The sequence below is a fragment of the Amycolatopsis camponoti genome (assembly GCF_902497555.1).
GTDB lineage: Bacteria > Actinomycetota > Actinomycetes > Mycobacteriales > Pseudonocardiaceae > Amycolatopsis > Amycolatopsis camponoti.
In genome coordinates, this window is the sequence record NZ_CABVGP010000002.1 from 3,135,493 (window position 1) to 3,159,114 (window position 23,622).

The following is a 23,622-nucleotide window of genomic DNA, read 5'->3' on the forward strand; positions in this document are numbered from 1 at the left end:
CCGGCACCCGAAGGGATCCGGGTGCGCTGCGTCCGTGACCGCGGTCAGTCCTGGCGCCGGGGCCGCAGCGCGGAGGGCTCGCCCCGCTCGAGCGCGGCGACGTGCTCGGCAAGGGTGAACGTCTCGCCGAGGGTCGCTCCGGCGTCGAGCCGTGCGATGACCGCGTTCTCGGCCTGCTTGATCGCGAGCGCTCCGTCGAGGAGATCGCCGATCCGGTCCGGGGCCACGACGATGAGGCCTTCGCCGTCGGCGAGGACGAGGTCGCCGGGGTTCACCGTGACGCCACCGCAGGTGACCGGCACCTGCAGTTCGCCGAGCTTCGCCGACGTTCCGGACAGCGGAGTCACGAAACGGCTGTACAGCGGGAGCTCGCAGCGGCCGACGTAGGCCATGTCCCGGTAGCCGCCGTCCACGACGATGCCGCCGAGGGACCGGGCCAGGGCGCCGCGGGCGAACAGCTCGCCGCCGAGGGCGATCTCGCGCGCGCCACCGTCGACGACGATCACGTCGCCGGCCGAGGCCGATTCGACGGCTTGGAGCACGCCGAGGAAGTCGTCGCGGCACCGGACCGTGAAGGCGGGCCCGAAGATCCGCGACCGGGCGGACCGGGCGCGGATCGCGCTGTGCACCACCCTGGTCGTCTTGTCGACATCGCAGAGGGCGGTCGTGTCCACCGCGAGGAACTTCTGGGCGAGCTCGTCGTTCACCGGCATTTTCGCGATGCTACTGGCGATCCGCCGTGAGGTCCGCGCGCGGCTTCGCCTACCCGGGAAGGAGAACCGCCCGGCCGCTGACCTGTCCGGCTCGCAGCCGCGCGAAGGCTTCGACCGCCGCGCCGAGCGGGAACTGCTCCGTCTCCACCCGGACGCTGCCCGCCCGGGCCAGGGCGATCACCTCGCGCAGCTCGCGGCCGCTGCCCCAGAACGGGAGCGAGACCGACGCGCCCGGGGGGAGGGGACCCGGCTTGGTGACGGTGAGCTTCCCGCCGCCGCTGCCGACGATCGCCAGCGCACCGCCGGGACGCAGGACTCCCGCGGCGAGGGACAGCGTCGGGTCGCTGCCGACGAAGTCGAGCACCGCGTCGGCGCCGCCGGTTTCGCGCCGCAGGACGGTCGCGGTGTCGGTCCTCGTCAGCAGGGTCCGGTGGGCACCGGAGCGGTCGGCGAGAGCCAGTGCGGCTTCGCGGACGTCGACGGCGAACACCCGGGCCCGCGTGGTGGCGCGCAGGATCTGGATCGCCACGTGCCCGAGCCCGCCGACGCCGATGACCACGACGGCGGCGTCGTCCGCCAGCTTCAGCCCGGCCACCGCGTGGTAAGGCGTGAGCCCCGCGTCGGTCAGCGGAGCCGCCTGGGCGGCGTCGAGATCGCCGATCGGCACCAGGTGGCGGGCGTGCGGGACGAGCACGTACCGCGCCATGCCGCCGTCGCGGCCGAGGCCCGCCCCCGACCACGGCAGCTCCGCGCGCCGGTCGCAGTAGTTGTCCTCGCCCGCGGCGCAGCGCCGGCAGGCGCCGCACCCCCAGGGCCCGTACACGGCGACCCGGTCGCCGACCGCGAGACCCTCGGCCGCGAAATCGCCGGCCGCGACGTGCCCGGCGATCTCGTGCCCGAGGGTGAACGGCGGCCGGTAGGGGAGCGCGCCCGGTGCGGCGTCGAGGACGTGCAGGTCGGAGTGGCAGATCCCGGCCGCTTCGACGCGGATCAGCACCTCGGTGCCGGTCGGTTCGGGCACTTCGGCGTCGACGAGTGACGGCGGGTCGCCCCACGCCGTGAGGCGCAGGGCCGGGGTCTTGCGCACCGGGCTCACAACGCCGACCATACAGAAATGAACTCAGTTCAGGAAGCAGGGTGGGCGGACAAGGTGGTGCTCGTGACGGGCGCCGGATCGGGGATCGGGGCCGCGGTGGCGCGGAAGCTGGCCGGTGCACGGCAGCTCGTGCTCGCCGACCGGGACGTCGCGGCGGCGGAGCGGGTCGCCGCGCCGCTGGCCGGCGCGCGAGCGGCCGAAGTGGACGTCTCGGACCCGGATCGCGTCGACTGGCTGGTGGCCGGGATCGAGCGCGACCACGGCGGTCTCGACGTCGTCGTGCACGCGGCCGGCGTCGACGATCCTCAGGCGAAGCAGTGGATCGCGGACGCGTGGGAGGCCGGGCGGCCGCCGGAGGTGACCGCGGCGCTGGACGTCCGGTCCTGGCGGCGGGTCATGGGCGTGAACCTCGACGGCACGTTCCACGTCCTGCGCGCCGCGGTCCGAGTCATGGTGCCGCGCCGCGCGGGTGCCGTGGTCGTCGTCGGGTCGTCGTCCGCGTTCGACGCCCCCGTGGGCTATCCCCATTACTCCGCCTCGAAAGCCGGGGTGCACGCGTTCGCGCAGGCGGTGGCGAAAGAGGTCATCCCGTTCGGCGTGCGGGTCAACGTCGTGGCGCCCGGGCCGACGGAGACCGGGATGGCCGCGCGGACGCCCGACGCCCTTCGCCGCGCTTTCGCCGAGTCCGGCGGCGGGGCGTACGCGACGCCCGAAGAGATCGCCGACGTGGCTCTGTTCCTGGCCGGGAAAAAGCGGCCAACCTGGCCGGTTCGGTGGTACTGGCCAACGGTGGCCGCTTCACCGCCTGACGGGCTTGTCAGCGGCGGAGTCGGCCGCTACTGTCACCTGAACTGAGTTCACTTCGTCCTCAAGGGAGAGGGTAGACGTGGATCAATTCCTGCTCGTGCTCGTCAGCGGGATCGCCAGTGGCGCGATCTACGGCCTGATGGGCCTCGGCCTGGTGATCGTCTACCGGGCCACGGACGTCGTGAACTTCGCGCTCGCCAGCCTCGCGACCCTGGGCCTGTACGCCGCGATCACGTTCCACGACAACGGCGCCGCGGTCATCGTCGGCGTCCTCGGCGCGGTCGTGGTGACCGTCGTCGCCGGGCTGCTGGTCCGCGAGGTGGTGATCCGGCCGCTCGGCCAGGGCCGGCTGTTCGCCGCGCTCGTGGTGACCATGGGCGTCGCGCTCATCGGCGAAAGCGTGATCAGCTCGGTCTGGGGCACCCAGCCCAAGTCGTTCCCCAGCATCGTCGACGGCACCGTGCGCGCGGGCGACCTCGCGATCCCGGCGCAGAGCCTGCTGACCATCGCGGTGGCCGGGGTGGCGATGGGCCTGGTCGCGTTCCTGTTCGGCCGGACCACCACCGGCTCGGCGATGCGCGCGGTCGCGGAGTCAGCCGACACCGCGCAGGTCGTCGGCATCAGCGCGCAGCGGATCGCGCGCCTGGCGTGGGCGCTGGGCCTCGGCCTCGGCGCGCTCGCCGCGTGCCTCTACGCCCCGAAGGTCGGCCTGGCGCCGGCCGTGCTGTCCGCACCGCTGTTCCGGGCCTTCGCCGGCATCTTCCTGGGCGGGCTCAACAGCATGTACGGCGCGGTCGTCGGCGGCCTGGTCGTCGGGGTGCTGGAGAACCTCGGCGCGAGCTACGTCTCGGCGAGCTTCCGCGACACCTTCGTCTTCACGTTCACCGTCCTCGTGCTGCTGATCCGGCCCCAGGGCCTGTTCGGCACGCGCACTTTCCAACGGGTTTGAGGTACGCCATGACCTTCCTCGGCTCCCGGGCCGCCCGGGCCCTGCTCGGGCCTCTCGCCGCGGTCGCGCTGATCGTGGTGCTGAACTCCGGCGCGATCCCGCCCTACCAGGCGTATTCGGTCGCGCTGGCCGCCGTCTACACGATCGTCGTGCTGTCCGTCGGCCTCCTCGCGGGCTGGTCCGGCGTCTGGTCGGTCGGGCACCCGGCGTTCTTCGCGGTCGGCGCGTACTTCGCCGCCTACGGCAGCGGCCACGGCTGGTCCCTGGAGACGATCGTCGTCGGCACCGTCGTGTCCAGCGCCGTGCTCGGCGGCTTCCTCGGGTACGCGGGCGCCCGGTTCTCGACGCTCTACATCGCCTTGCTCACCCTCGCGTTCAGCCTGGTGTCGCTGGAGGTCATCAACCGCTGGACCGACGTCACCGGCGGCGACCAGGGCGTCCCGGTGTCGCCCGTGGACACCGTCGCCGGCGTGCTGCCCAGCGGGGGAGCGGAAGCGCAGACGCTCGCCGTCGGCGCCGCCGGGGTGTGCCTCGCGATCGCCGTCCTGGCCAAGGGTTCCGCGCTGCGGATGCGCCTGGTGGCGGCGAAGTCGCACCCGCTGGTCGCGCAGTCGATCGGGATCGCGCCCGAGGCCCAGTCGGCGCTCGCGTTCGCCGTGAGCGCCGCGTTCACCGGGTTCGCCGGAGTGCTGCTGGGCCTGCTCGGCGGGTTCGTCAGCCCCGACCCGTTCTCGCTCAACCTCGGCATCTCGCTCATCTCCTCGTGCGTGCTCGGCGGGGTCGGCAGCGTGCTCGGCGCCGTCGTCGGCGGCGGGTACCTCGCCTGGTCGCCCACGCTGGCCTCGTCCGTCGGGCTGCCCCAGCCGGTGGTCCAGGGCCTGGTCCTGATCGCCGCACTGATCTTCCTGCCGAGCGGGGTGGTGCCGTCTCTCGGCAAGCTCGCCCGGAAGTTCGCCCGGCCGCCGCGTCCCGTCCCGGCCACCGTGCCGGAACCCGGGCCGGGGCACCGGGAACCCGCCGGGACGCCGTTGCTGACCTTGACGGACGTGTCCGTGCGCTTCGGCGGCTTGAAGGCCTTGGAGGGCGCGTCGCTCTCGGTCCGGCGGGGCGAGGTGCTCGCGGTGATCGGCCCGAACGGTGCCGGCAAGACCACGCTGATGAACGTCCTTTCCGGACTCACCGGCGGCGGCAAGGTGAGCGGTGGCGCGGAGTACGACGGCAAGCAGCTGCTCACCACCCGGGCCACCGCCCGGCGGCGGCTCGGGATCGGCCGCACCTTCCAGCACGCGGAGACGTTCGGCGAGCTGACCGTCCTGGAGAACGTCCTGTGCACGCACCGCCGGATCACGCCCCGGCACCGCCGGGTCGCCGGCGAGCTGCTCGCCCGCGTCGGCCTGACCGACGTCGCCGGCCGGTACCCGGCGGAGCTGCCGTTCGGGCTGCAGAAGCGGCTGGACCTCGCCCGGGCGATGGCCGAGGAGCCCGCGCTGCTCGTCCTGGACGAACCGTTCGGCGGCTTGGACGCCGACGAGCGCGCGACCGCGGCCCGGCAGATCGAGCGCCTGCGCGACGGCGGCGCCGCGGTGCTGGTCATCGACCACGTGCTGGACGACCTCTTCGCCGTCGCCGACCGGGTCGTCGCCTTCGACTTCGGCCGGCCGATCGGCGAAGGACCGCCGGCGGAGGTGCTGCGCGACAGCGCGGTGCAGGCGTCGTACCTCGGCACGACGACCACGCGAGCCGCGCTGCCCGCCCGCGCCGCCGGCAGCCCGGTCGTGGTCCGGCTGGCCGGCGTCGAACACCACTACGGCGGGGTCGCGGCGCTGCGCGGCATCGACCTGGACGTCCACGAGGGCGCCGTCCTCGGGATCGTCGGCGCGAACGGCGCGGGCAAGAGCACCCTCGGCCGGATCCTGCACGGCTCGCTGCGGCCGTCGGGCGGGACGCGCGAGGCGAGCGCCACCGGCGTCCGCGCGGTGCGCACCAGCCTCGTCCCGGAGGGCCGCGCCCTGTTCAAAACCCTTTCCCTGCGCGAAAACCTCGAAGTCGCCGCGTACTCCGTGGGCCTGAAAGGTGCGGCGCTGCGGGCGAAGCTCGACGAGACGGCCGAGTGGCTGCCGCCCCGGCTGCGCGACCGGCTGTCGGTCCAGGCCGCCGGGCTCAGCGGCGGCGAGCAGCAGATGCTCGCCATCGCCCGCGCCCTGATGGCCGGCCCGGACGTCCTCATCGTCGACGAACCGGCGCTCGGGCTCGCGCCGGCGCTGGTCGACGAGGTGTACGCGCGCCTCGGCGAGCTGGCCGAGGGCGGGCTGACCGTCGTCCTGCTGGAACAGCTGCTGAGCCGCGCGATGGCGACCTGCCACGACGTGGTCGTGCTGCACGAAGGAGTCGTTGCGGCGCACGGCCCGGCGGCCGATCCCGCGTTCGCGACGCGGGCCGAGTCCGCCTACTTCGGCGGCGAGCACGCGGTCGCACTGGGCGTGCGTGACGTGACGACGCTGGAGGCGTGATGCTGATCGATCCGGCCTTGTTGACCGAGACCGCGGAGCAGCGCGAACTCCGGGCCGTGACCAGGGACTTCTTCGCCACGCATGGGAGCGACGACGCGCTGGGGAAACGCATGGCCGGGGAGCTGGGGGTCCAGGGGCTCGCGATTCCCGAGGCACGCGGCGGCGCCGGGTACTCGTTCGCCGACCTGGCCGTGGTGCTGGAGGAGGCCGGACGCGCGTTGTGCGCTCCGGGGCTGTTGCCGACGGTCGTCCTCGCCGCCCACACGCTGCTGCTCTGCGGGGACGAGCGCTACCTGCCCGGCATCGCCGACGGCACCCTGAGCGCCGCTGTCGCCTTCGACGGCGACGTCCAGGCCCGCAACGGAACGCTGTCGGGTTCGGCGGACTTCGTCCTCGACGGCGCGGACGCGGACCTGGTCCTGGTCCGCGCGGGGGACCGGCTGTACGCCTGCGAGGCCGTGTCCGGAACGCCGTTGCGGGTGCTCGACGAAACTCGGCCGCAGGCGCGGCTCGAGTTCCGGGACACGCCGGCCACGCCGATCGGGACGGCGGACGTCGTGCCGCGGGTGCTCGACATCGGGCGGACCGCGCTCGCCGCCGAACAGCTCGGCGGCATCGGGCACGCCCTCGACGCCACGGTGTCCTATGTGGAGCGACGCAGGCAGTTCGGCCGTCCGATCGGGTCGTTCCAGGCGGTCAAGCACCGGCTGGCGACGCTCCTGGTGGAGTACGAGGCCGCGCGTTCGGCCGCGGCGTACGCCGTCGCCTGCGTCGCGACCGAGTCGCCGGAGCTGCCGGTGGCGGCCGCGGCGGCCGCCACGGTGTGCACCGGCGCGTACCGGCTGGCGGTCGCCGAATACGTCCAGCTGCACGGCGGAACCGGCTTCACCTGGGAGCACCCGGCCCACCGGTACGTCCGGCGCGCCCGGGCGGACGAGGTGCTGTTCGGCACGCCCCAGGACCACCGCGCGCGCCTCGCCGTCGCATTGGGACTTTAGCCACCCGGACGCCGGTTGACAGCGGCCGCGTCCGACCTATTCAATCAAACTGAAGTCAGTTCAGTTAGGAGAACGAGATGGCCGTGGAAGACGAGATCCAGTTCGAGCGCGACGGGAACGTGGCGCGGGTCTGGCTGAACCGCCCGTGGAAGAAGAACTGCGTCACCGTGCCGATCCTGGAACGGCTCGACGAGATCATCACCGAGGTCGACAAGGACCCGGACCTGCGCGTGCTGGTCCTGCGCGGCCGCGGGGGCACGTTCTGCTCCGGCTTCGACCTCGACAGCCTGCAGGCCGAGTACATCGGCAGCTCGACGGCGATGGAGGTGGCCGTCATCTCCGCGAAGATCTGCGACCGCCTGTACTCGATGAACACGCCGTCGGTCGCGGTCCTCGAGGGCTACGTGACCGCCGGCGGGTTCGAGCTGATGATCTCCTGCGACTTCGCGATCGCCTCGGACGACGCCAAGATCGGCGACTTCCACATGCGCCGCGGGCTCTTCGGCGGCGCCGGTCCGATCTACCGGGTGCCGCGGATGATCGGCATCCGCAAGACCAAGGAGCTGATGCTCACGGGCAAGCTGCTCTCCGGCGTCGAAGCCGCGGACTTCAACCTGATCAACAAGTCCGCTCCCGCGGAGCGGCTGGACGAGACGGTCGAGGAGTTCATCGGGCAGCTCACCGACAAGAGCCCGTTCCAGATGCGCATCACCAAGATGACCATCGACCGCAGCCTCGACGCCGACACGCAGTCGCTGATGGTCATGGAGCACCTCGCGGTGGGCGTGACGCTGAACTCCGACGACGCGGCCGAAGGCGTCGCCGCGTTCCTGGAGAAGCGCGAACCCAAGTGGACGGGGCGCTGAGCGATGGTTCCGACGGGGGTGACTCTGCCCGCCGAGGGCGTGCTGTGGACCTGGACCGTGCAACGGTTCGCGCCCAAGTCGCCCCCGTACGTCCCGCCCGGCGACGGCTTCCGGCCGTTCGCGCTCGGGTACGTCGAGCTGGACGGCGGCCCGCGCGTGGCCGCCGTGCTCGACGTCCCCGAGACGGGTGTCCATATCGGAATGCGCCTGCGCGTCGAAGAGACGACGGGTGTCCCGCACGCCAAGCCGGTCGAGGAGGAGCAGTGACCGACGACGTCCTGATCTGCGGCGCCGCCCGCACCCCGTTCGGGCGCTCCGGGCGGTCCGGCCGGGAGCACGCCGTCGCCGCCGCGACGGCCGCGCTGGCCGACGCGGGGATCCCGTGGTCCCGGGTCGGCGCCGCGTTCGGCGGCAGCGACGCCGCCGGGCTCGCCGACACCCTGGTCGCCGACCTCGGACTGACCGGGATTCCGTTCGTCAACGTCAAGAACGGCTGCGCCACCGGCGGCAGCGCGCTCGTCTCGGCGGTCAACGCGATCCGCGGCGGGATGGCCGACGTCGTCCTCGCGGTCGGCTTCGACAAGCACCCGCGGGGCGCGTTCGACCCGCGGCCGGAGGACTGGGGCCTCGACGACGCCTACGGGCGTGACGGCCTCATGGTGACCACGCAGTTCTTCGGCATGAAGATCCGGCGGTACGCGCACGACTTCGGCATCACGCCGCGGACGCTGGCGCTGGTGGCGGAGAAGGCGTACCGCAACGGCAGCCTGACCCCGGAAGCCTGGCGCCGCCAGGAGATCAGCGCCGACGAGGTCCTCGCCTCGGGCCTGGTCAACGACCCGCTGACCCGCTTCATGTTCTGTTCTCCGGGGGAGGGCGCGGCGGCGCTGGTCCTGTGCTCTCCTTCGGTCCCCACCCGCGACGCGGTCACGCTGCGGTCGGCGGTCGTGCGGACCCGCCGGCGTGGCTCGTTCGAGGTGTTCAGCCCGTCGATCGACGCGGGTGAGCCCACCAGCGTCAGCCGGGACGCGGCCACGGCGGCGTTCGAGGGGGCCGGCCTCGGACCGTCCGAAGTGGACGTCGCCCAGCTGCAGGACACCGAAAGCGGCGCCGAGGTCATGCACCTCGCCGAATGCGGGTTCTGCGAGGACGGCGAGCAGGAGAAGCTGATCGCCTCCGGGGCGACGGAGATCGGCGGGACGCTGCCGGTCAACACCGACGGCGGCTGCATCGCCAACGGCGAGCCGATCGGGGCGTCCGGGCTGCGGCAGGTCTACGAGGTCGTCCAGCAGCTGCGCGGCCGGGCCGGCGCGCGGCAGGTGCCGGGCGGGCCGCGGATCGGGTTCACCCACGTCTACGGCGCTCCCGGGGTCAGCGCGTGCACGGTGCTGGCCCGATGACCGGGCCGGCGGAGTTCCGTGCCGAAGCGCGCGCCTGGCTGTCCACTGTGGCCGATCCGCGGACCTCGGCGACCTGGGGGACGGGCGACGACTCGGTGGCGGTGTTCGAGAACTGGACCGAAGACGAGGAACGCGCGCACACCGCACGCGGCCAGGACTGGGAACGCACCCGGTTCGACGCGGGCTGGGGCGCGCTGGGCCGCGCGCCGGAGTCCGGCGGTCGCGGGCTGCCCGCGTTCTACGAACAGCTCTACCGGGCCGAGGAAGCCGCGTTCGACGTCCCGCGCCGCAGCGAGATCTTCCCGGTCACCCAGCACCTCGTCGCCCCCGCGATCGAGATCTGGGGCACCGAAGCGCAGAAACAGCGCTGGCTGCGGCCGATGCTGCGGACCGACGAACTGGCCTGCCAGCTGTTCTCGGAAACCGAGGCCGGGTCCGACCTGGCCGCCGTCCGGACGAAAGCGGTCCGCCGCGGCGACGAGTGGGTGCTCGACGGCCACAAGGTGTGGACGTCCGGGGCCCGCGTCGCGACGTGGGGTGTCGCGGTGTGCCGCACCGACCCCGAGGCACCCAAGCACGCCGGGATCACGGTGTTCCTGGTGCGCATGGACGCGCCGGGGGTCACCGTGCGGCCGATCCGGCAGATGACCGGCGGCGCGAGCTTCAACGAGGTCTACCTCGACGGCGTCGTCGTGCCGGACACCGACCGCCTCGGCCCGGTCGGCCAGGGCTGGAAGGTGACGCTCAGCGTGCTGGCCGCCGAGCGCCTGGATTCGGGCTCGCTCGGCCTGGACAACGCCGACCGCGCGATCGAGCTGGCCCGGCACAGTCCCCTGTCCGACGTCGAGCGGCAGCAGACCGCCGACCTGTTCGTGCGCACGCTCGTCCAGCGGCTCATCGGCCTGCGCGTCACCGCGGCGCTGGCCGCGGGGCGGGAGCCCGGGGCGGAGGCCTCGGTCGGGAAGCTCTACGCCACCGAGACGATGCGGCGGACCAGCGACCTCGTCGTGCAGCTGCTCGGGCCGCGGCTGGTCGCGGACACCGGCGAGTGGGGCACCTTCGCCTGGACCGAGCACCTGCTCGGCGCGCCCGGCTACAGCATCGCCGGCGGGTCGGACGAGATCCAGCGGACCATCCTCGCCGAGCGCGTGCTCGGCCTGCCGAAGGAGCCGTCCCGGTGAGCCTGGCCGATCAGGTCCGCGAACGCCTCGGCGGTGAGCCGGTGGTCCTGCCGGGCGGGCACTCCGGGCTGACGTACACGGTCGAGGACAAGTACGTCGTCAAAGCGGTGCCGCCGGGGCAGAAACCGGTGGGCCGCAACGACGTCCTGCGCCAGGCGCGGGTGCTTGGTGCTCTCGCGGGCTCGGCCGTGCCGGTGCCGCGCGTGATCGTCGCGGACGAGACGTGGTTCGCCATGGAGTTCGCCGCCGGCGAGGCGATCGAGCCGGTCCTCGACGAGCACACCCTCGCCCCGGAGCTGGCCCGCACCCGGATGCTCGAGGCGGCCCGTCTCCTGCGGCTGCTGCACGACGCCGGACCGGTGCCCGGCGAGCCACCCGCCACCGCCGCGGGTGAGCTGGAACGCTGGAGCCGCACCATGCACGCCGTCCCGGCCGAACTCCGGCCGGGCGCCGAGGACCTCCTGCGGCTGCTCGCCGAGAACGTGCCGGACGACCTGCCACCCGTGCTGGTGCACGGCGACTTCCGGCTCGGGAACGTGCTGTTCGCCGGAGACCGCGCCACCGCCGTCGTGGACTGGGAAATCTGGAGCACCGGCGATCCCCGCACCGACCTCGGCTGGTTCCTGCTCTTCGCCGACCACCGCAACTTCCCGGCTTTGGGCACCCCGGTGCCGGGCCTGCCGAGCGAGGCCGAACTCCTCGACGTCTACGGCGAGCCCCTGCCGGACATGGCGTGGTTCCGGGCGCTCGGGCGGATGAAGATGGCCGCGATCATGGGCCACAACCTGCGCCGCCATCGCGAAGGCAAGCACCACGACCCGGACCAGGAGCGGCTGCCGCCGACCATCGCCGCGATGATCCGGTCCGCCGCGGACATTCTGAGGAGCTGACCATGGATTTCGCGTTTTCGGCCCGCGCCACCGAACTGCAGGACCGCCTGAAGTCCTTTATGGACACGCACGTCCTCCCGGCCGAGCCGGTGTACGACCGGCAGCTCGCCGAGGCGGACGACCCCCACGCGCTGCCACCGGTCATGGTGGAACTCAAGGAGAAGGCCCGCGCCGAAGGACTGTGGAATCTCTTCCTCTCCCACGGCGGCTGGGGCGCCGGGCTGACCAACCTCGAGTACGCCCCGCTGGCCGAGCTGATGGGCCGCTCGATCATCGGCAACGAGGTGTTCAACTGCTCCGCCCCGGACACCGGAAACATGGAGCTGCTGTCCCTCTTCGGCACCGCCGAGCAGCAGGAACAGTGGCTGAAACCGTTGCTGGACGCCCGGATCCGGTCGTGCTTCGCGATGACCGAGCCCGACGTCGCCAGCTCCGACGCACGCAACATCCGCACCCGCATCACCCGCGACGGCGACCACTACGTCGTCGACGGCCGCAAGTGGTACACCTCCGGCATCCTCGATCCCGACTGCGCGCTCATCATCCTGATGGGCGTCAGCGACCCCTCCGCGCCGACCTACCGGCAGCAGAGCATGGTGCTGATCCCGCGCGACGCTCCCGGCGTCACCGTGCTGCGCGACCTGCCGATGTTCGGCTACACCGACCGCCTCGGCCACGGTGAGGTGCTGTTCGAGAACGTCCGCGTACCCGCGGCGAACCTGCTCGGCGGCGAGGGCGAGGGATTCGCGCTCGCCCAGGGGCGGCTCGGCCCCGGCCGGATGCACTACGCGATGCGCGCGGTCGGATTCGCCGAACGCGCGTTGCAGCTTTTGTGCGAGCGGACGCTCTCGCGCGTCGCGTTCGGCGGGCCGCTCGCCGACCAGGGCGTCGTGCGGGAGTGGATCGCGCGCAGCCGGATCGAAATCGAACAGCTGCGGCTGCTCGTGCTCAAGTCGGCCTGGCTGATGGACACCGTCGGCAACGCCGCCGCCCGGCTGGAAGTCGCCGCGATCAAGGTCGCCGCGCTCGACGTCGCGCACCGCGTCGTCGACCGGGCGGTGCAGGCCCACGGCGCGGCGGGGGTCAGCGACGACACCGTGCTGGCCCGGCTGTTCTCGATCACCCGCGCGCTGAAGATCGCCGACGGCCCCGACGAGGTCCACCTGCGCACGGTCGCGCGGCAGGAACTGGCCCGGTACAAGGAGAAGGCGCAATGAAGGTTCTCGACGGACAGGTCGCCGTGATCACCGGCGGTTCGCGAGGCATCGGCCTCGGCATCGCGAAGGCGTTCCGCGCCGCCGGGGCACACATCGTCATCGCGGCGCGCAAGGCCGACGGGCTCCGGGATGCCCGCGCGGAGCTGCTCCGCGGCGAAGGCACCGGGGACGTCCTGGACGTCGTCGCCAACGCCGGCGAACCCGAGCAGGCCGAGCGCTGCGTCGCCGACACGATGGTCCACTTCGGACGCGTCGACGTCCTGGTGAACAACGCGGCGACCAACCCGTACATGGGTGACCTGCTCGAGCTGGACCTGCCGCGCGCCGAGAAGACCGTTCGGGTCAACCAGTACGGCATGATCGCCTGGAGCCGCGCGGCCTGGCACGCCTGGATGAGCGAGCACGGCGGCACGATCGTCAACATCGCTTCGGTGGGCGGGCTGATCGTCGACCCGCAGATCGGCTACTACAACGCCACCAAGGCCGCGATGCTGCTGATGACCCGGCAGCTCGCCTACGAACTAGGCCCGAAGGTCCGCGTCAACGCGATCGCCCCCGGCGTGATCAAGACCGAGCTGGCCCGCGCCGTGTGGGAGGCGCGCGAGCCGGTCCTCACCGCCAAGCTGCCGCTGCGCCGGCTCGGCACCACCGAGGACGTCGGCAACGCGGCGCTGTTCCTCGCGAGCGAGGCGTCGTCGTGGATGACCGGGCAGGCCCTGGTCCTGGACGGCGGCGCGACCGCCCTCCCGATCGCCGTGGACGCCTGATGTTCTCCCTGGCCGGCAAGACGGCGGTGGTGACCGGGGCGTCGTCCGGGCTGGGTGCGCGGTTCGCGTCGGTGCTGGCGGAGGCGGGCGCGACCGTGTTCGCCGCCGCGCGCCGGGCCGACCGGCTGGCGGCTCTCGGCCCCGGTATCCACGCGGTGACCTGCGACGTCTCGGTCGCCGCGGACCGGGTGCGGCTGGCCGAGACCGCGGGCCGCATCGACGTCCTCGTCAACAACGCGGGCGTGCCGGGGGAGCAGCGCGCCGAGAAGGAGAGCGCGGACGACTTCGCCGCCGTGCTCGCGGTGAACCTGGTCGCGCCGTTCCACCTGTCCCGGCTGATGGCCGCGAGCGGCGACGGCGGCAGCATCGTCAACGTCGCGTCGATCCTCGGGCTCGTGTCGGCCGCGCCACTGGGCGGAGCGAGCTACGCCGCGTCCAAGGCCGGGCTGATCGGGCTCACCCGGGAGCTGGCCGGGCAGTGGGGTGCCGGCGGCGTCCGCGTCAACGCGCTGGCGCCGGGCTGGTTCCGCTCGGAGATGACCGAGGACCTGTTCGCCGACGAGCGTTCGCGGCGCTGGGTGGAGCGCAACACGATGCTCGGCCGCGGCGGCGACCCCGGCGAGCTCGACGGCGCGCTGCTGTTCCTCGCCTCCGACGCGTCCTCGTACTACACCGGCCAGGTCATGGTGGTCGACGGCGGCTGGACCGCGCGGTGAGCGTGCTCCTGACCGTCGAGGACGGGGTGGCGCACGTCCGGCTGACCCGCGGCCGGGGCAACCCCATCGACCTCGCGACCGCGGAGGGTCTCCTGAAAGCGGCCCGGCGGTGCGGGCCGAACGTCCGCGCGGTGCTGCTCACGGCGGCGGGCCCGGCGTTCTGCGTGGGTGGCGACCTGCGGGAGTTCGCGGCGGCCGGCGACCTCCGCGCCCACCTGGACCGGGTCACCGGCGCCCTGCACGACGCCCTCCGCGTCTTCGCGGGGCTCGACGCCCCGGTGGTCGCCGCCGTGCGGGGCGCGGTCGCGGGCGCCGGGCTCGGGCTCGTCGGGGCCGCCGACCTGGTGGTCGCCGCGGAAGACGCCACCTTCGTGGCGGCCTACACGAGGATCGGCTACACGCCCGACGCGGGCGTCACGTGGTCGCTGCCCAGGCTCGTCGGGCCGCGCCTCGCGCTCGACCTGCTGCTGACGAACCGGCGCCTGTCCGCGGCCGAGGCCCGGTTCGCCGGCCTGGTCACCAGCGTCGTCCCGGACGCGGACCGCACGGCGGCCGAGCTCGCCCGGCAGCTGGCCGGGACCGCGTCCGGTGTCACCAAGCGCCTGGTCCGGCAAGGGCTGTCGGCGTCGTTCGACCGTCAGCTGGACGACGAAGCCCGGGCCATCGCCGAGGCGGCGGTCTCCCCGGAGGGCCGCGCCGGTGTCGCGGCGTTCCTCGGCCAGGCGTTGTGACATGAATTCAGGTGAGGATTACGCTTGGGACTCGCACGGTGACGCGGACGAGAGGACAGGCCATGACGGGGGCGAGGCTCGTGGAACCCGACGAGGGGCCCCGGTCCAAGCGCGGCGCCATCCTGGCCGCGGCGATCGAGTACTTCGGCGAGACGGGCTACGAGGCCACCAAGTGGTCGGCCGTGGCCGGCCGCGTCGGGATCGGGCAGACCGCGCTCTACCACTACTTCGAGTCGAAGGCGCACTGCCTGCTGACCATCATGCGGCTGGAGCTGCAGCGTTCGCGCGACCAGTTCGTCGAAGCGACCGAGGGGGAGACCGACCCGGTGGCGGCGCTGCGGGCCGCGGTGGGCGCGGCGTTCGCGGTGTCCGAGGCCGAGATCCTCCAGATGCGGATCCTGCAGAACAACATGGTGCTGCTGGCCGGGCCCCGCGCGTCCAAGCGCGAGGAGACCGAGCGCCGGGCGGCGCGCGAGCTGGTGCAGAGCATCGAGCGCGACTGGACCCGGCTGCTGACCCAGGGCATGTCGCAGGGCGCGTTCCCGGTGCGGGACGCGCACACGCTGGCGCTGGCCCTGCTGGGGCTGATCGTCAGCGTCTGGCGGTGGTACCGGCCGACCGGGTCGACGCCGCTGGACGAGGTGCGGGAGCTCATCGAGGGCTGCTGCCTCCGCATGGTCACCGAATAATCCCGGCCGGCAGCAGCGGCCCCGGATCGGCACCGTTTTTCCGCCGACCCTCCATTTCGGATAGTTCTCCGCGTCCCTTGTCCGTCCGGGACCCGGCAGCTAAAGTCAAACTGAACTGAACTCAGGTTGCTAGGAGCAGTCATGCGCCTCCGCTCGACGCCCGTCAAAGTTGCCAGCGTCGCCGCGACCCTGATTCTCGCCGCCACAGCCTGCGCGAGCGCGAACTCGGCCGGAGCGAACGACAAAGAGATCACCATCGGAGCGTGGTACCCGCTTTCCGGCGCGGTCAGCGCCTCCGGCGTCCCGCAGCGCGCCGGCGCGGACGCCTACTTCAAGATGATCAACGACCGCGGCGGGATCAACGGCCGCAAGGTCAACTGGATCGTCAAGGACAACGCGTTCGACCCGCAGCAGACCGTCCAGATCGCCCGCGAGCTGATCGGCCAGGACAAGGTCTCGGCCATCGTCGCGGCCAACGGCACCTCGCAGGCCGAAGCCGCGTTCCCGTTCGTGCTCCAGCAGTCGAAGGTGCCGATCCTCAACGAGCTCGGCGGCCTCGACTCCTGGTACACCCCGCCGCGCCCGAACCTGTTCGGCACGCAGACCCTCTACGAGGACCAGGCCGCCGCGCTCGGCGACTGGGTCGCCAAGGACGGCCGCAAGAACGTCGTCGTGGTGCACAGCGACCCCGCCGCCTTCGTCAAGGTCGCCCAGGCCGCCCAAAGCGTCGCCAAGAAGGCCGACCCGGCGATGAACGTCGGCCTGCAGCCGGTCAAGTTCCAGTCCACCGACTACAGCCCGGTCGTCAGCCAGGTGAAGGGGAAGGCGCCGGACGCCGTCATCCTGATCCTCGCCTCGCCCGAAGCGGCCGCGTTCATGAAGGAAGCGAAGCTCCAGGGCCTCGCCGCGCCGACCTACAGCTACGCCCCGGTCGCCGCGCAGTCCACGCTCACCCTGGCCGGCGCCGCCGCCGAGGGCGCCCGTGCCGTCCAGCTCGTCAAGTCCCCCAACGACGACGACCCGGCGGTGAAGGAGTTCCGCGACGCCATGGCGAAGTACGAGCCCGGCCAGCCCGCCGACTTCATCGCGCTCTGGGGCTGGGCGGGGGCGAAGGTGTTCGCCCAGATCGCGCAGACCATCCCGGGCCCGGTGACGTCCGAAGCACTGGCGAAAGCCTACGAACAGGCCAAGAACATCGATCCCGGCGTCGCCCCCGTGATGAGCTTCGGCCCGGACCGCCACATGGGCACGCGAGACGTGCAGAAGGTCGTCGTCAAGAACGGCAAGTGGACCTCCGAAGGGGACTTCTACACCCCGCCCGCCCGCTGAACCACCGCCGACCGCTCAAGGGAGAGTGACCGTGGCGTTGCGTGAGTACCTGTCCTTCATGGACGAAGATCCGGCCAAGGCCCTCGAGCTGATGGAGCCGGACCTGCGGTTCCTGATCGCGCTGCCCTCCGGCGAGGTCGCCGGGACGTCCAAAGCGGACTTCGCCGCGTACCTCGGGAACCGGAACGCCGTGGACCGCGTGCACGAAGTCCTCCGCTACTGCGCCGACGGCGACACCGAGATGGTGTACGGCGTCGTCACCGAAGCGGGTGAACCGGTCGGCGCCTTCCACTCGGCCGCGGTCGTCTCGCCGAACGGCCTCCTGGCCCGGTACCAGTCGTTCTTCAGCACGACGTTCGCACTGGTCGACTGGCCGGAGGGAACGTGACGATGACCGAGGACTTCGACGTCGTCGTGCTCGGCGCCGGTCTGGCCGGGCTGTCCGCGGCCGTCACGGCGGCCACCGGCGGCGCGCGCACGCTGGTCGTGGAACGCGCGCCGATGATCGGGGGCTCCGCGGCGATCTCCGGCGGGTACGTCTGGGCCATCGAGGACGAGCCCGCGCTGCGCCGCGAAGACCCCGGCCCGCACCAGCGCCACGGCATGCTGGTCGTCGAGGGCTACGACGACGCGATCGCGTGGCTCTCCGGCTTCGCACCGCCCCTGACCGGGGTGGAACGGGCGCTGGCCGGGCGCGGGCACAAGTTCGACATGCCGGTGCTGCTCGCCCACCTGACCCGGGCCCTGACCGCGGCCGGCGGCCAGGTCGTCGCCGACACCCGGACCGAGACGCTGACCCGCGACGACCGCGGCTACCTGGTCGGCGTGACGACGCCGGCGGGAGAGCGGCGGATCGCCGCGCGGTCCGTCGTCCTCGCGACCGGCGGCCGGCAGGCCGACCCGGACGTCCGGGCCGCGCTCGTCGGCGGCGGGTTCGTCCCGCCACTGCGCGGCAACACCTGGTCCCGCGGCACCGGCGCGTCCCTCGCCGCCGGGCTCGGCGCGTCGGTCAACACCGCCAACACCGGCTTCTACGGCCACCTGTTCGCCGACGGCGTCGAGCCCCTCAGCCCGGTCGACCACATCGCCTTCGCGCTCTACCACAGCGACCACGGCATCCTGCTCGACCCCGCGGGCCACCGGTTCGCCGACGAGACCCGCGGCGACCACAACAACGCCATGGCCCTCGCCGCCCACGGCGGCCGCGGCCTGCTGCTGTGGTCCGAAGCCGTCCAACACGCCGCCGCCGAGACGCCGTTCATCCCCGGCAGCCCCCGCCTCGACCGCTGGGCGTTCTCCCGCGACCGCGGCGGCCACGTCGGCGTCGCCGACCACATCGACGCCCTGCCGGTGTCGTTGGACCTCGAAGCCCGCGCCCGCCTCGGCGACGGCCGCGTCTTCCACGCCGACGTCGTCCCCGCGATCACCTTCACCTTCGGCGGCGTCCAAGCCGACACCGACGGCACCGCGCTCGACACCACCGGCACCCCCCTCGAAGGCCTCTACCCGGCCGGCGCCGACCTGTCCGATGTGTATAACGAGGGTTACGGCGGCGGTCTGTGCCTCGCTGTGGTGTCCGGCCGCCGGGCCGGACGGCTGGCGGCCCGTCGAATCAGTAAGGAGGCCCACCGTGTCTGAAGCGCCGTTCCTGACGAAGTGGTTCGAGATCATGGACAGCGACACGCCGTCGCGGATCCTGGACCTCATCGACGACGACTTCACGTTCTCCATCCTGTTCTCCACCGACGGCCGCGCGACCGATTTCGCGGGTGGCCGCGAGGCGATGGAGGGCTACCTCGCCCAGCGCGAGAAGAACACGCTCACGCACCACCCCCTCGCGGTGAGCTCGACCGGGTCCGCCGAGTTCTACCTCGGCGAAGTCCGCCGCGCCGGGGAGGTCGTCGCCAACTACGTGGCCGCCGGGCAGGTCGGCGCGTCCGGGCGGCTCGAACGCCTGATCATCGGACGCTCGCCCGGCGTCCGCTTCGAGGGAGGTGCCGATGTTCACCCTGGTGCTGCTGGCCGCTAAGCCGCCGGACTGGACCCACGAGCGGTTCATCACGTGGTGGCGGACCGACCACGCCGAGCTCACCTACCGGCTGCCGGGCCTGCGGTCGTGGCGGCACACCGAGGTCGAGGCCGCGCTCGAACCGCGCTCGGAGGGCTGGGACGGCGTCTCGGTCCTCGGCTTCGACAGCGAGGAGGACCTGCGGAAGGCCTTGGCCAGCCCGGAATGGGCCGAAGCCGTGGCCCAGGTCGGCGACATGCGCGGGCGCCGGATCGCCGTCCTCGGCACCGAACGGGAGATGTTCGCCGGATGAAGGACGTCGTCCAGAGCTTCCGGAAGCGCGCCGAGCAGGCGGACTTCGTCGCCGTCGTCGACGACAGCGGTGAGCACACCGCGCGCCGGCTGCTCGCCGACGCCGAAGCCCTCGCCGAGGTCCTCGGCCCGCGTGCCACGGCGCTCGTCCAGGCCGACAACACCTGGCGCACGGTCGTCGCCGCCCTGGCCACGGGCCTGACCGGCGGTGTCCTCGCCGTGGTCAACCGGCACACGACCCGCGCCGAGTTCGCGGCGGCGTGCGACGACATCCGGCCGGACGTCGTCGTCGCCGAACCGTCCGCTGTGGACGAATGGGACTTCCCCGGCGCCGCCCGGACCGTGCTCGGCGGCTGGGTCGCCCGGTCCACTGTGGACCGGGAAGATCCGGCGCGGTGGAACGGCGGCGTGTTCATCGGCCTCACCTCCGGTTCGACCGGGCGGGCGAAGGGCGTGGTCCAGTCCGAAGCGGCGTTGCACTACGCCTGCGCCTGCACGATCGAGATCAACGGGCTCCGGCCCGGTGACGCCGTCGCGGCGATCGTGCCGCTCTCCTCGACCGCCGCGTTCTGCTTCGGCGTCTACTGCTCCCTGGTTCTCGGCGGCCCGCTGGTCCTCACCGCGAAGTGGGACCCGCCCGCGGTGCTGGCGAGGCTCGCGGAGACCGAAGCCCGCTGGACGATGTGCGTCCCGACGATGGCCCTCCAGCTGGCGGCGGCCGGGGCGGCGCCGGGCGTCCGGTCGATCACCGTCGGCGGCGGGCCGATGGACCAGCTCGCGCTGACGCGGGCCGAGACCGCGCTCGAGACGAAGATCCTGCGCGTGTTCGGGATGTCCGAATGCCTCGGCCACACCTCACCGTCTCCGGCCGAGCCCGCCGGGATCCGGCTGGGCCACGACGGCCGCCCGTTCCCCGGCACCGAGGTCCGGGCCGTGTCGCCGGAAGGGGACGTGCTCGGGCCCGGCGAGACCGGACGCGCGCAGGTGCGCGGGCCGTCGCTGTTCCTCGGGTACGCCCGCCGCGGCCGCGTCGAGGCGCCGGAGCTGACCGATGACGGGTTCTTCCCGACCGGCGACCTCGTGGTGTCCGACGTGGACGGACTGATCACGATCATGGGCCGCGAGAAGGACGTCATCATCCGCGGCGGCCGCAACATCGACGTCACCGAGATCGAGCGGGCGGTCGCCGGGTACGAGCGGCTGGCGCACGCGTGCGTGGTGCCGGTCCGCGACGACGTCCTGGGGGAGCGCGTCGCGCTGCTCGCCGTCTCCCGCGACGGTTCCCCCGTCGAGCTGGCGGATGTGACCGGCTACCTGCGCGCCGCCGGGCTGTCCAAGACGAAGTGGCCGGAGTTCGTGTACCTGGTGGACGCGCTGCCGCAGACGAAGGTCGGCAAGCTCGACCGCGCGGGCGCGCGCGAGGTCGCCGAGGGCCGGCACACGGGGGTTTCATGAGTCTCGACCGCGGCAAGTGGGCCACCGGCGGGCCGGAGACGGTCGCGCCGGGCGTCCACCGGATCCCGCTGCCCCTGCCCAACGACGGGCTGCGCGCGATCAACGTCTACGCGCTCGAAGAGGCGGACGGGCTGGTCCTCATCGACGCGGGCTGGTCGATCCCGGAGTCCCTCGCGGTGCTTGCGGAGTCCCTGGCCGGGCTGGGGCACCGGCTCGACGAGATCACCGACGTCTACGTCACCCACATCCACCGCGACCACTACACGCAGGCGGCCGAGCTCCGCCACCGGTTCGGGACGCGCGTGCACCTCGGCGCGGGGGAACGGCCGGGGCTCGAGCTGCTGACCAGGTTGCGCACGGACGTCCCGGTGACCTCCCTGGACGTCCTCCGCCGCGGCGGCGCGGCCGACCTGGCCGAGCGGATGGCTTCGGCGTACGGGGAGTTCGACCCGGCCGGCTGGGAGCCGCCGGACCACTGGCTCGACGCGGGCGTGGTGGCCCTGCGGCACCCGCTGCGGGTGGTGCCGACGCCGGGCCACACGCGCGGGCACGTCGTGTACCTCGACGAACGCCGGGGGCTGCTGTTCTCCGGCGACCACGTGCTGCCGCACATCACGCCGTCGATCGGGTTCGAGCTGGGCGAGCCGGGCCTCCCGCTCGGCGACTACCTCGACTCGCTGGCCCTGATGACGGCGTTCCCGGACACCCGGCTGCTGCCCGCGCACGGCCCGGTCGCGGCGAGCACGCACACGCGCGTCGACGAATTGCTGGCCCACCACGACAAGCGGCTCGCCGAGACCGAGGACGCCCTGGCCGCCGGGGCCACGGACGGGCACGCCGTCGCCACCCGGCTGGGCTGGACCCGCCGCTCGATCCCGTTCGGCGACCTGAACGACTTCAACCGGATGCTCGCGGTCAACGAGACGGTCGCTCATCTGGATGTGCTGGTTGCGCGTGGTCGGGTTGCTGTGTTCGAAGCGGGTGGTGTGGCGCGGTATTCCCCGGTGGCGTGATCGTGGAGTGGCTTGCGGCAGGGGATGCTCGCGGTCAACGGCCGGCGACCCGATCCTGGTCAACTACAGCGCCGTCGGCCGCGACCCGGAGCTGCACGAAGACCGGCCGGAGACGTTCGACCTCGCCCGCGAGGACAAGCAGCACCTCTCGTTCGGCCACGGGCCGCACTTCTGCCTCGGCGCCGGCATCGCGCGCGCGGTCGCGACGATCGGCCTGTCCACCCTGTTCGAGCGGTTCCCGGAGCTGAACCTGGCGGTGGAGCGCGACGAGCTCCAGCCGCTGCCGACGTTCATCATGAACGGCCACCGCGCCCTCCCGGTCCGCCTGGCCGCGGCGGCTCAGGCGGCCGACGCCGCCTGACGTCCCCGTCCCGAGTGCCCCGGCGCCCCCGAGCGCCGGGGCACTTCCACGTTCCCGGCTGGACGACACGCGTACTCAGCCGGACGACACGATTCCGTTGCCGTGTCGTCCAGCCAGGTACGCGTGTCGTCCAGCGGGGTACGCGTGTCGTCCGGCTGGGGACGAGACGGTCGCTCATCTGGACGTGTTGGTGGCGCGTGGCCGGGCCGCCGTCTCTGAAGCGGGTGGGGTGGCGCGGTATTCCCCGGCGGCCTGACCGCGGGGTAGCTTGCGGCATGGCCGACGTCGAAGACCTCGCCGGGATGCTGGTGGCCATCGCGGCGGGCGATCGCGCGCTCGTCCGGGCCGCACTCGACGCCGCACCGTCGTTGGTGACCTCGCGCTTGGCGCGCCAGGACGAGTTCTTCATCGCCGAGTGCGCTGCCCAGGTCTACGAAGGTGCCACCGCGCTGCACGCCGCGGCGTTCGCCTACGACGTCGAGACCGCGCGGGAACTGGTCTCGCGCGGCGCCGCCGTCCGGGCCCGTGATCGCCGGGGCGCCGAACCCCTGCACGCGGCGGCGAGCGGGGTGCCCGGCGCACCCCACTGGAACCCGGTGAGCCAGGCGGCGGTCATCGAGTACCTCGTCGACGCGGGCGCCGATCCCGACGCCGCCGCTCTGGGCCGGGTCACGCCCCTGCACCGAGCCGTCCGGAACCGCTGCTCGGCGGCGGTCGGGGCGCTCCTGCGCGCGGGCGCGGACCCGCGCTCGCCCACCGGCCGCGGCTCGACAGCGTCCGATCTCGCACGCCGGCCGACCGGCCGCGGCGGTGCCGGGTCCGCGGCGGCCAAGCTCGAACAGCGGATCATCCTCAGCCTCCTCGGGGAAGCCACGGCCTGACGTCAGCGAGCCGTCCAGCCGCCGTCCACGTACAGCTCCGAGCCCGTCACGAAACTCGCGTCTTCGGAGGCGAGGAACGCCACCGCGCCCGCGACCTCGTCCGTGCGGCCGAGGCGGCCCAGCGGGGTGCCGTCGACCATCGCCGTGTGGCGGGGCGTGCCCTCCCACAGCTTCCGGGAGAGCGGGGTCTCGATGAACCCCGGGTGGACCGAATTGACGCGCACTCCGCGCCCGCCCCAGTGCAGGGCCGCGTTCTTGGTCATCAGCCGGACCGCGCCTTTCGCGGCGTGGTAGGAGAAGTGCGTCCCGAACCCGCCGACCGTGCCGAAGATCGACGCGATGTTGACGATCGAGCCGCCGCCCGCGCGCTCGATCGCCGCGCCCGCGTGCTTCATCCCCAGCCAGACTCCGCGCTGGCTGACCGCGATGACCTTCTCCCAGCTTTCCAGGGTTTCCGTCTCGACCGTCGCGGGCTCGCCGATGCCGGCGTTGTTCACCAGGATCGTCAGCCGGTCCAGTTGCGCCACCGTCTCCTGCCAGGCCGCTTCCGACGTGACGTCGAGGGCCAGGCCGAGCGCGTCGGGCAGCTCCGCCGCCAGGGCTTCGCACCGCGAAGCGTCGACGTCGGTGACGACGACCCGCGCGCCTTCGTCGGCCAGCCGGCGCGTGATCGCTTCGCCGATGCCGCCCGTCGCGCCGGTGACGAGCGCGACCTTCCCGGACAACCGCATGA

The 23,622-nt window shown here is 72.9% G+C and carries 26 protein-coding genes; 23 read left to right on the forward strand and 3 right to left on the reverse strand.

From position 1 onward, the window contains the following. Window positions 1-44: 44 nt before the first annotated feature. Both AA23TX_RS35000 and AA23TX_RS35005 read right to left on the reverse strand, forming a co-directional pair. The gene (locus AA23TX_RS35000; protein WP_155546966.1) at window positions 45-713 is read right to left on the reverse strand and encodes an RraA family protein; all 669 of its coding nucleotides are present in this window, start codon (window positions 711-713) and stop codon (window positions 45-47) included. A 49-nt stretch (window positions 714-762) separates the two neighbouring features. Continuing rightward, window positions 763-1,821 (reverse strand): NAD(P)-dependent alcohol dehydrogenase, encoded by a 1,059-nt coding sequence (locus AA23TX_RS35005; RefSeq protein WP_155546967.1) that lies wholly within the window; start codon window positions 1,819-1,821, stop codon window positions 763-765. A gap of 6 nt (window positions 1,822-1,827) precedes the next feature. Here AA23TX_RS35005 and AA23TX_RS35010 point away from each other — a divergent pair, with 6 nt between their 5' ends. The 23 genes from AA23TX_RS35010 to AA23TX_RS35120 all read left to right on the forward strand — a co-directional run bounded on the left by AA23TX_RS35010 (window position 1,828) and on the right by AA23TX_RS35120 (window position 22,889). Then, entirely contained in the window at window positions 1,828-2,664 is an 837-nt protein-coding gene (locus AA23TX_RS35010; protein WP_230862900.1) for an SDR family NAD(P)-dependent oxidoreductase, read from the forward strand. 31 nt (window positions 2,665-2,695) lie between these two features. Then, window positions 2,696-3,565 carry a branched-chain amino acid ABC transporter permease gene (locus AA23TX_RS35015; protein ID WP_155546968.1) on the forward strand — a complete coding sequence of 290 codons (870 nt, stop codon included), beginning with the start codon at window positions 2,696-2,698 and terminating at the stop codon, window positions 3,563-3,565. An 8-nt stretch (window positions 3,566-3,573) separates the two neighbouring features. After that, entirely contained in the window at window positions 3,574-6,075 is a 2,502-nt protein-coding gene (locus tag AA23TX_RS35020) for a branched-chain amino acid ABC transporter ATP-binding protein/permease (RefSeq protein WP_155546969.1), read from the forward strand. Then, window positions 6,075-7,073, forward strand: a complete 999-nt coding sequence (locus tag AA23TX_RS35025; RefSeq protein ID WP_155546970.1) for an acyl-CoA dehydrogenase family protein — start codon at window positions 6,075-6,077, stop codon at window positions 7,071-7,073. The genes AA23TX_RS35020 and AA23TX_RS35025 overlap by 1 nt, the downstream gene beginning before the upstream one ends. A 77-nt stretch (window positions 7,074-7,150) precedes the next feature. Continuing rightward, a complete protein-coding gene (locus tag AA23TX_RS35030) occupies window positions 7,151-7,939 on the forward strand; it encodes an enoyl-CoA hydratase/isomerase family protein (protein WP_155546971.1) in 789 nt (262 codons plus the stop codon). Between the two features lie 18 nt (window positions 7,940-7,957). After that, complete coding sequence (locus AA23TX_RS35035; RefSeq protein WP_230862901.1) at window positions 7,958-8,206, forward strand: Zn-ribbon domain-containing OB-fold protein; 249 nt, start codon at window positions 7,958-7,960, stop codon at window positions 8,204-8,206. Beyond that, window positions 8,203-9,339: a thiolase family protein gene (locus AA23TX_RS35040; protein WP_155546973.1), complete on the forward strand. Its 1,137-nt coding sequence runs from the start codon at window positions 8,203-8,205 to the stop codon at window positions 9,337-9,339. Before AA23TX_RS35035 ends, AA23TX_RS35040 begins: the two co-directional genes overlap by 4 nt. Then, window positions 9,336-10,520 (forward strand): acyl-CoA dehydrogenase family protein, encoded by a 1,185-nt coding sequence (locus AA23TX_RS35045; protein WP_155546974.1) that lies wholly within the window; start codon window positions 9,336-9,338, stop codon window positions 10,518-10,520. The genes AA23TX_RS35040 and AA23TX_RS35045 overlap by 4 nt, the downstream gene beginning before the upstream one ends. Next, the gene (locus tag AA23TX_RS35050) at window positions 10,517-11,410 is read left to right on the forward strand and encodes a phosphotransferase family protein (RefSeq protein WP_155546975.1); all 894 of its coding nucleotides are present in this window, start codon (window positions 10,517-10,519) and stop codon (window positions 11,408-11,410) included. Before AA23TX_RS35045 ends, AA23TX_RS35050 begins: the two co-directional genes overlap by 4 nt. 2 nt (window positions 11,411-11,412) lie before the next feature. After that, entirely contained in the window at window positions 11,413-12,627 is a 1,215-nt protein-coding gene (locus AA23TX_RS35055; protein ID WP_155546976.1) for an acyl-CoA dehydrogenase family protein, read from the forward strand. Next, entirely contained in the window at window positions 12,624-13,394 is a 771-nt protein-coding gene (locus tag AA23TX_RS35060; RefSeq protein ID WP_155546977.1) for an SDR family oxidoreductase, read from the forward strand. Before AA23TX_RS35055 ends, AA23TX_RS35060 begins: the two co-directional genes overlap by 4 nt. Further along, complete coding sequence (locus AA23TX_RS35065; protein ID WP_155546978.1) at window positions 13,394-14,110, forward strand: SDR family NAD(P)-dependent oxidoreductase; 717 nt, start codon at window positions 13,394-13,396, stop codon at window positions 14,108-14,110. The genes AA23TX_RS35060 and AA23TX_RS35065 overlap by 1 nt, the downstream gene beginning before the upstream one ends. Further along, the gene (locus AA23TX_RS35070; protein WP_155546979.1) at window positions 14,107-14,841 is read left to right on the forward strand and encodes an enoyl-CoA hydratase/isomerase family protein; all 735 of its coding nucleotides are present in this window, start codon (window positions 14,107-14,109) and stop codon (window positions 14,839-14,841) included. The genes AA23TX_RS35065 and AA23TX_RS35070 overlap by 4 nt, the downstream gene beginning before the upstream one ends. 62 nt (window positions 14,842-14,903) lie before the next feature. Next, complete coding sequence (locus AA23TX_RS35075; protein WP_155546980.1) at window positions 14,904-15,530, forward strand: TetR/AcrR family transcriptional regulator; 627 nt, start codon at window positions 14,904-14,906, stop codon at window positions 15,528-15,530. A gap of 141 nt (window positions 15,531-15,671) precedes the next feature. Next, on the forward strand, window positions 15,672-16,859 hold the full coding sequence (locus tag AA23TX_RS35080; protein ID WP_155546981.1) for an ABC transporter substrate-binding protein: 1,188 nt from the start codon (window positions 15,672-15,674) through the stop codon (window positions 16,857-16,859). Between the two features lie 31 nt (window positions 16,860-16,890). Next, window positions 16,891-17,247 (forward strand): nuclear transport factor 2 family protein, encoded by a 357-nt coding sequence (locus AA23TX_RS35085; protein WP_230862902.1) that lies wholly within the window; start codon window positions 16,891-16,893, stop codon window positions 17,245-17,247. Between the two features lie 2 nt (window positions 17,248-17,249). Further along, entirely contained in the window at window positions 17,250-18,497 is a 1,248-nt protein-coding gene (locus AA23TX_RS35090) for an FAD-binding protein (protein ID WP_155546982.1), read from the forward strand. Further along, window positions 18,490-18,888: a nuclear transport factor 2 family protein gene (locus tag AA23TX_RS35095; RefSeq protein WP_155546983.1), complete on the forward strand. Its 399-nt coding sequence runs from the start codon at window positions 18,490-18,492 to the stop codon at window positions 18,886-18,888. Before AA23TX_RS35090 ends, AA23TX_RS35095 begins: the two co-directional genes overlap by 8 nt. Next, window positions 18,860-19,180 carry an EthD family reductase gene (locus AA23TX_RS35100; protein WP_155546984.1) on the forward strand — a complete coding sequence of 107 codons (321 nt, stop codon included), beginning with the start codon at window positions 18,860-18,862 and terminating at the stop codon, window positions 19,178-19,180. Before AA23TX_RS35095 ends, AA23TX_RS35100 begins: the two co-directional genes overlap by 29 nt. Continuing rightward, on the forward strand, window positions 19,177-20,634 hold the full coding sequence (locus AA23TX_RS35105) for a class I adenylate-forming enzyme family protein (protein WP_155546985.1): 1,458 nt from the start codon (window positions 19,177-19,179) through the stop codon (window positions 20,632-20,634). Before AA23TX_RS35100 ends, AA23TX_RS35105 begins: the two co-directional genes overlap by 4 nt. After that, window positions 20,631-21,647, forward strand: coding sequence for an MBL fold metallo-hydrolase (locus tag AA23TX_RS35110; RefSeq protein ID WP_155546986.1), 1,017 nt, complete (start codon window positions 20,631-20,633; stop codon window positions 21,645-21,647). The genes AA23TX_RS35105 and AA23TX_RS35110 overlap by 4 nt, the downstream gene beginning before the upstream one ends. A gap of 7 nt (window positions 21,648-21,654) precedes the next feature. Next, window positions 21,655-22,008: a cytochrome P450 gene (locus tag AA23TX_RS35115; RefSeq protein ID WP_230862903.1), complete on the forward strand. Its 354-nt coding sequence runs from the start codon at window positions 21,655-21,657 to the stop codon at window positions 22,006-22,008. A gap of 275 nt (window positions 22,009-22,283) precedes the next feature. Beyond that, entirely contained in the window at window positions 22,284-22,889 is a 606-nt protein-coding gene (locus AA23TX_RS35120) for an ankyrin repeat domain-containing protein (RefSeq protein ID WP_155546988.1), read from the forward strand. A 2-nt stretch (window positions 22,890-22,891) separates the two neighbouring features. Here the strand turns inward: AA23TX_RS35120 and AA23TX_RS35125 are convergent, their stop codons facing one another. Next, window positions 22,892-23,620, reverse strand: coding sequence for an SDR family NAD(P)-dependent oxidoreductase (locus tag AA23TX_RS35125; RefSeq protein WP_155546989.1), 729 nt, complete (start codon window positions 23,618-23,620; stop codon window positions 22,892-22,894). Window positions 23,621-23,622: the final 2 nt, after the last annotated feature.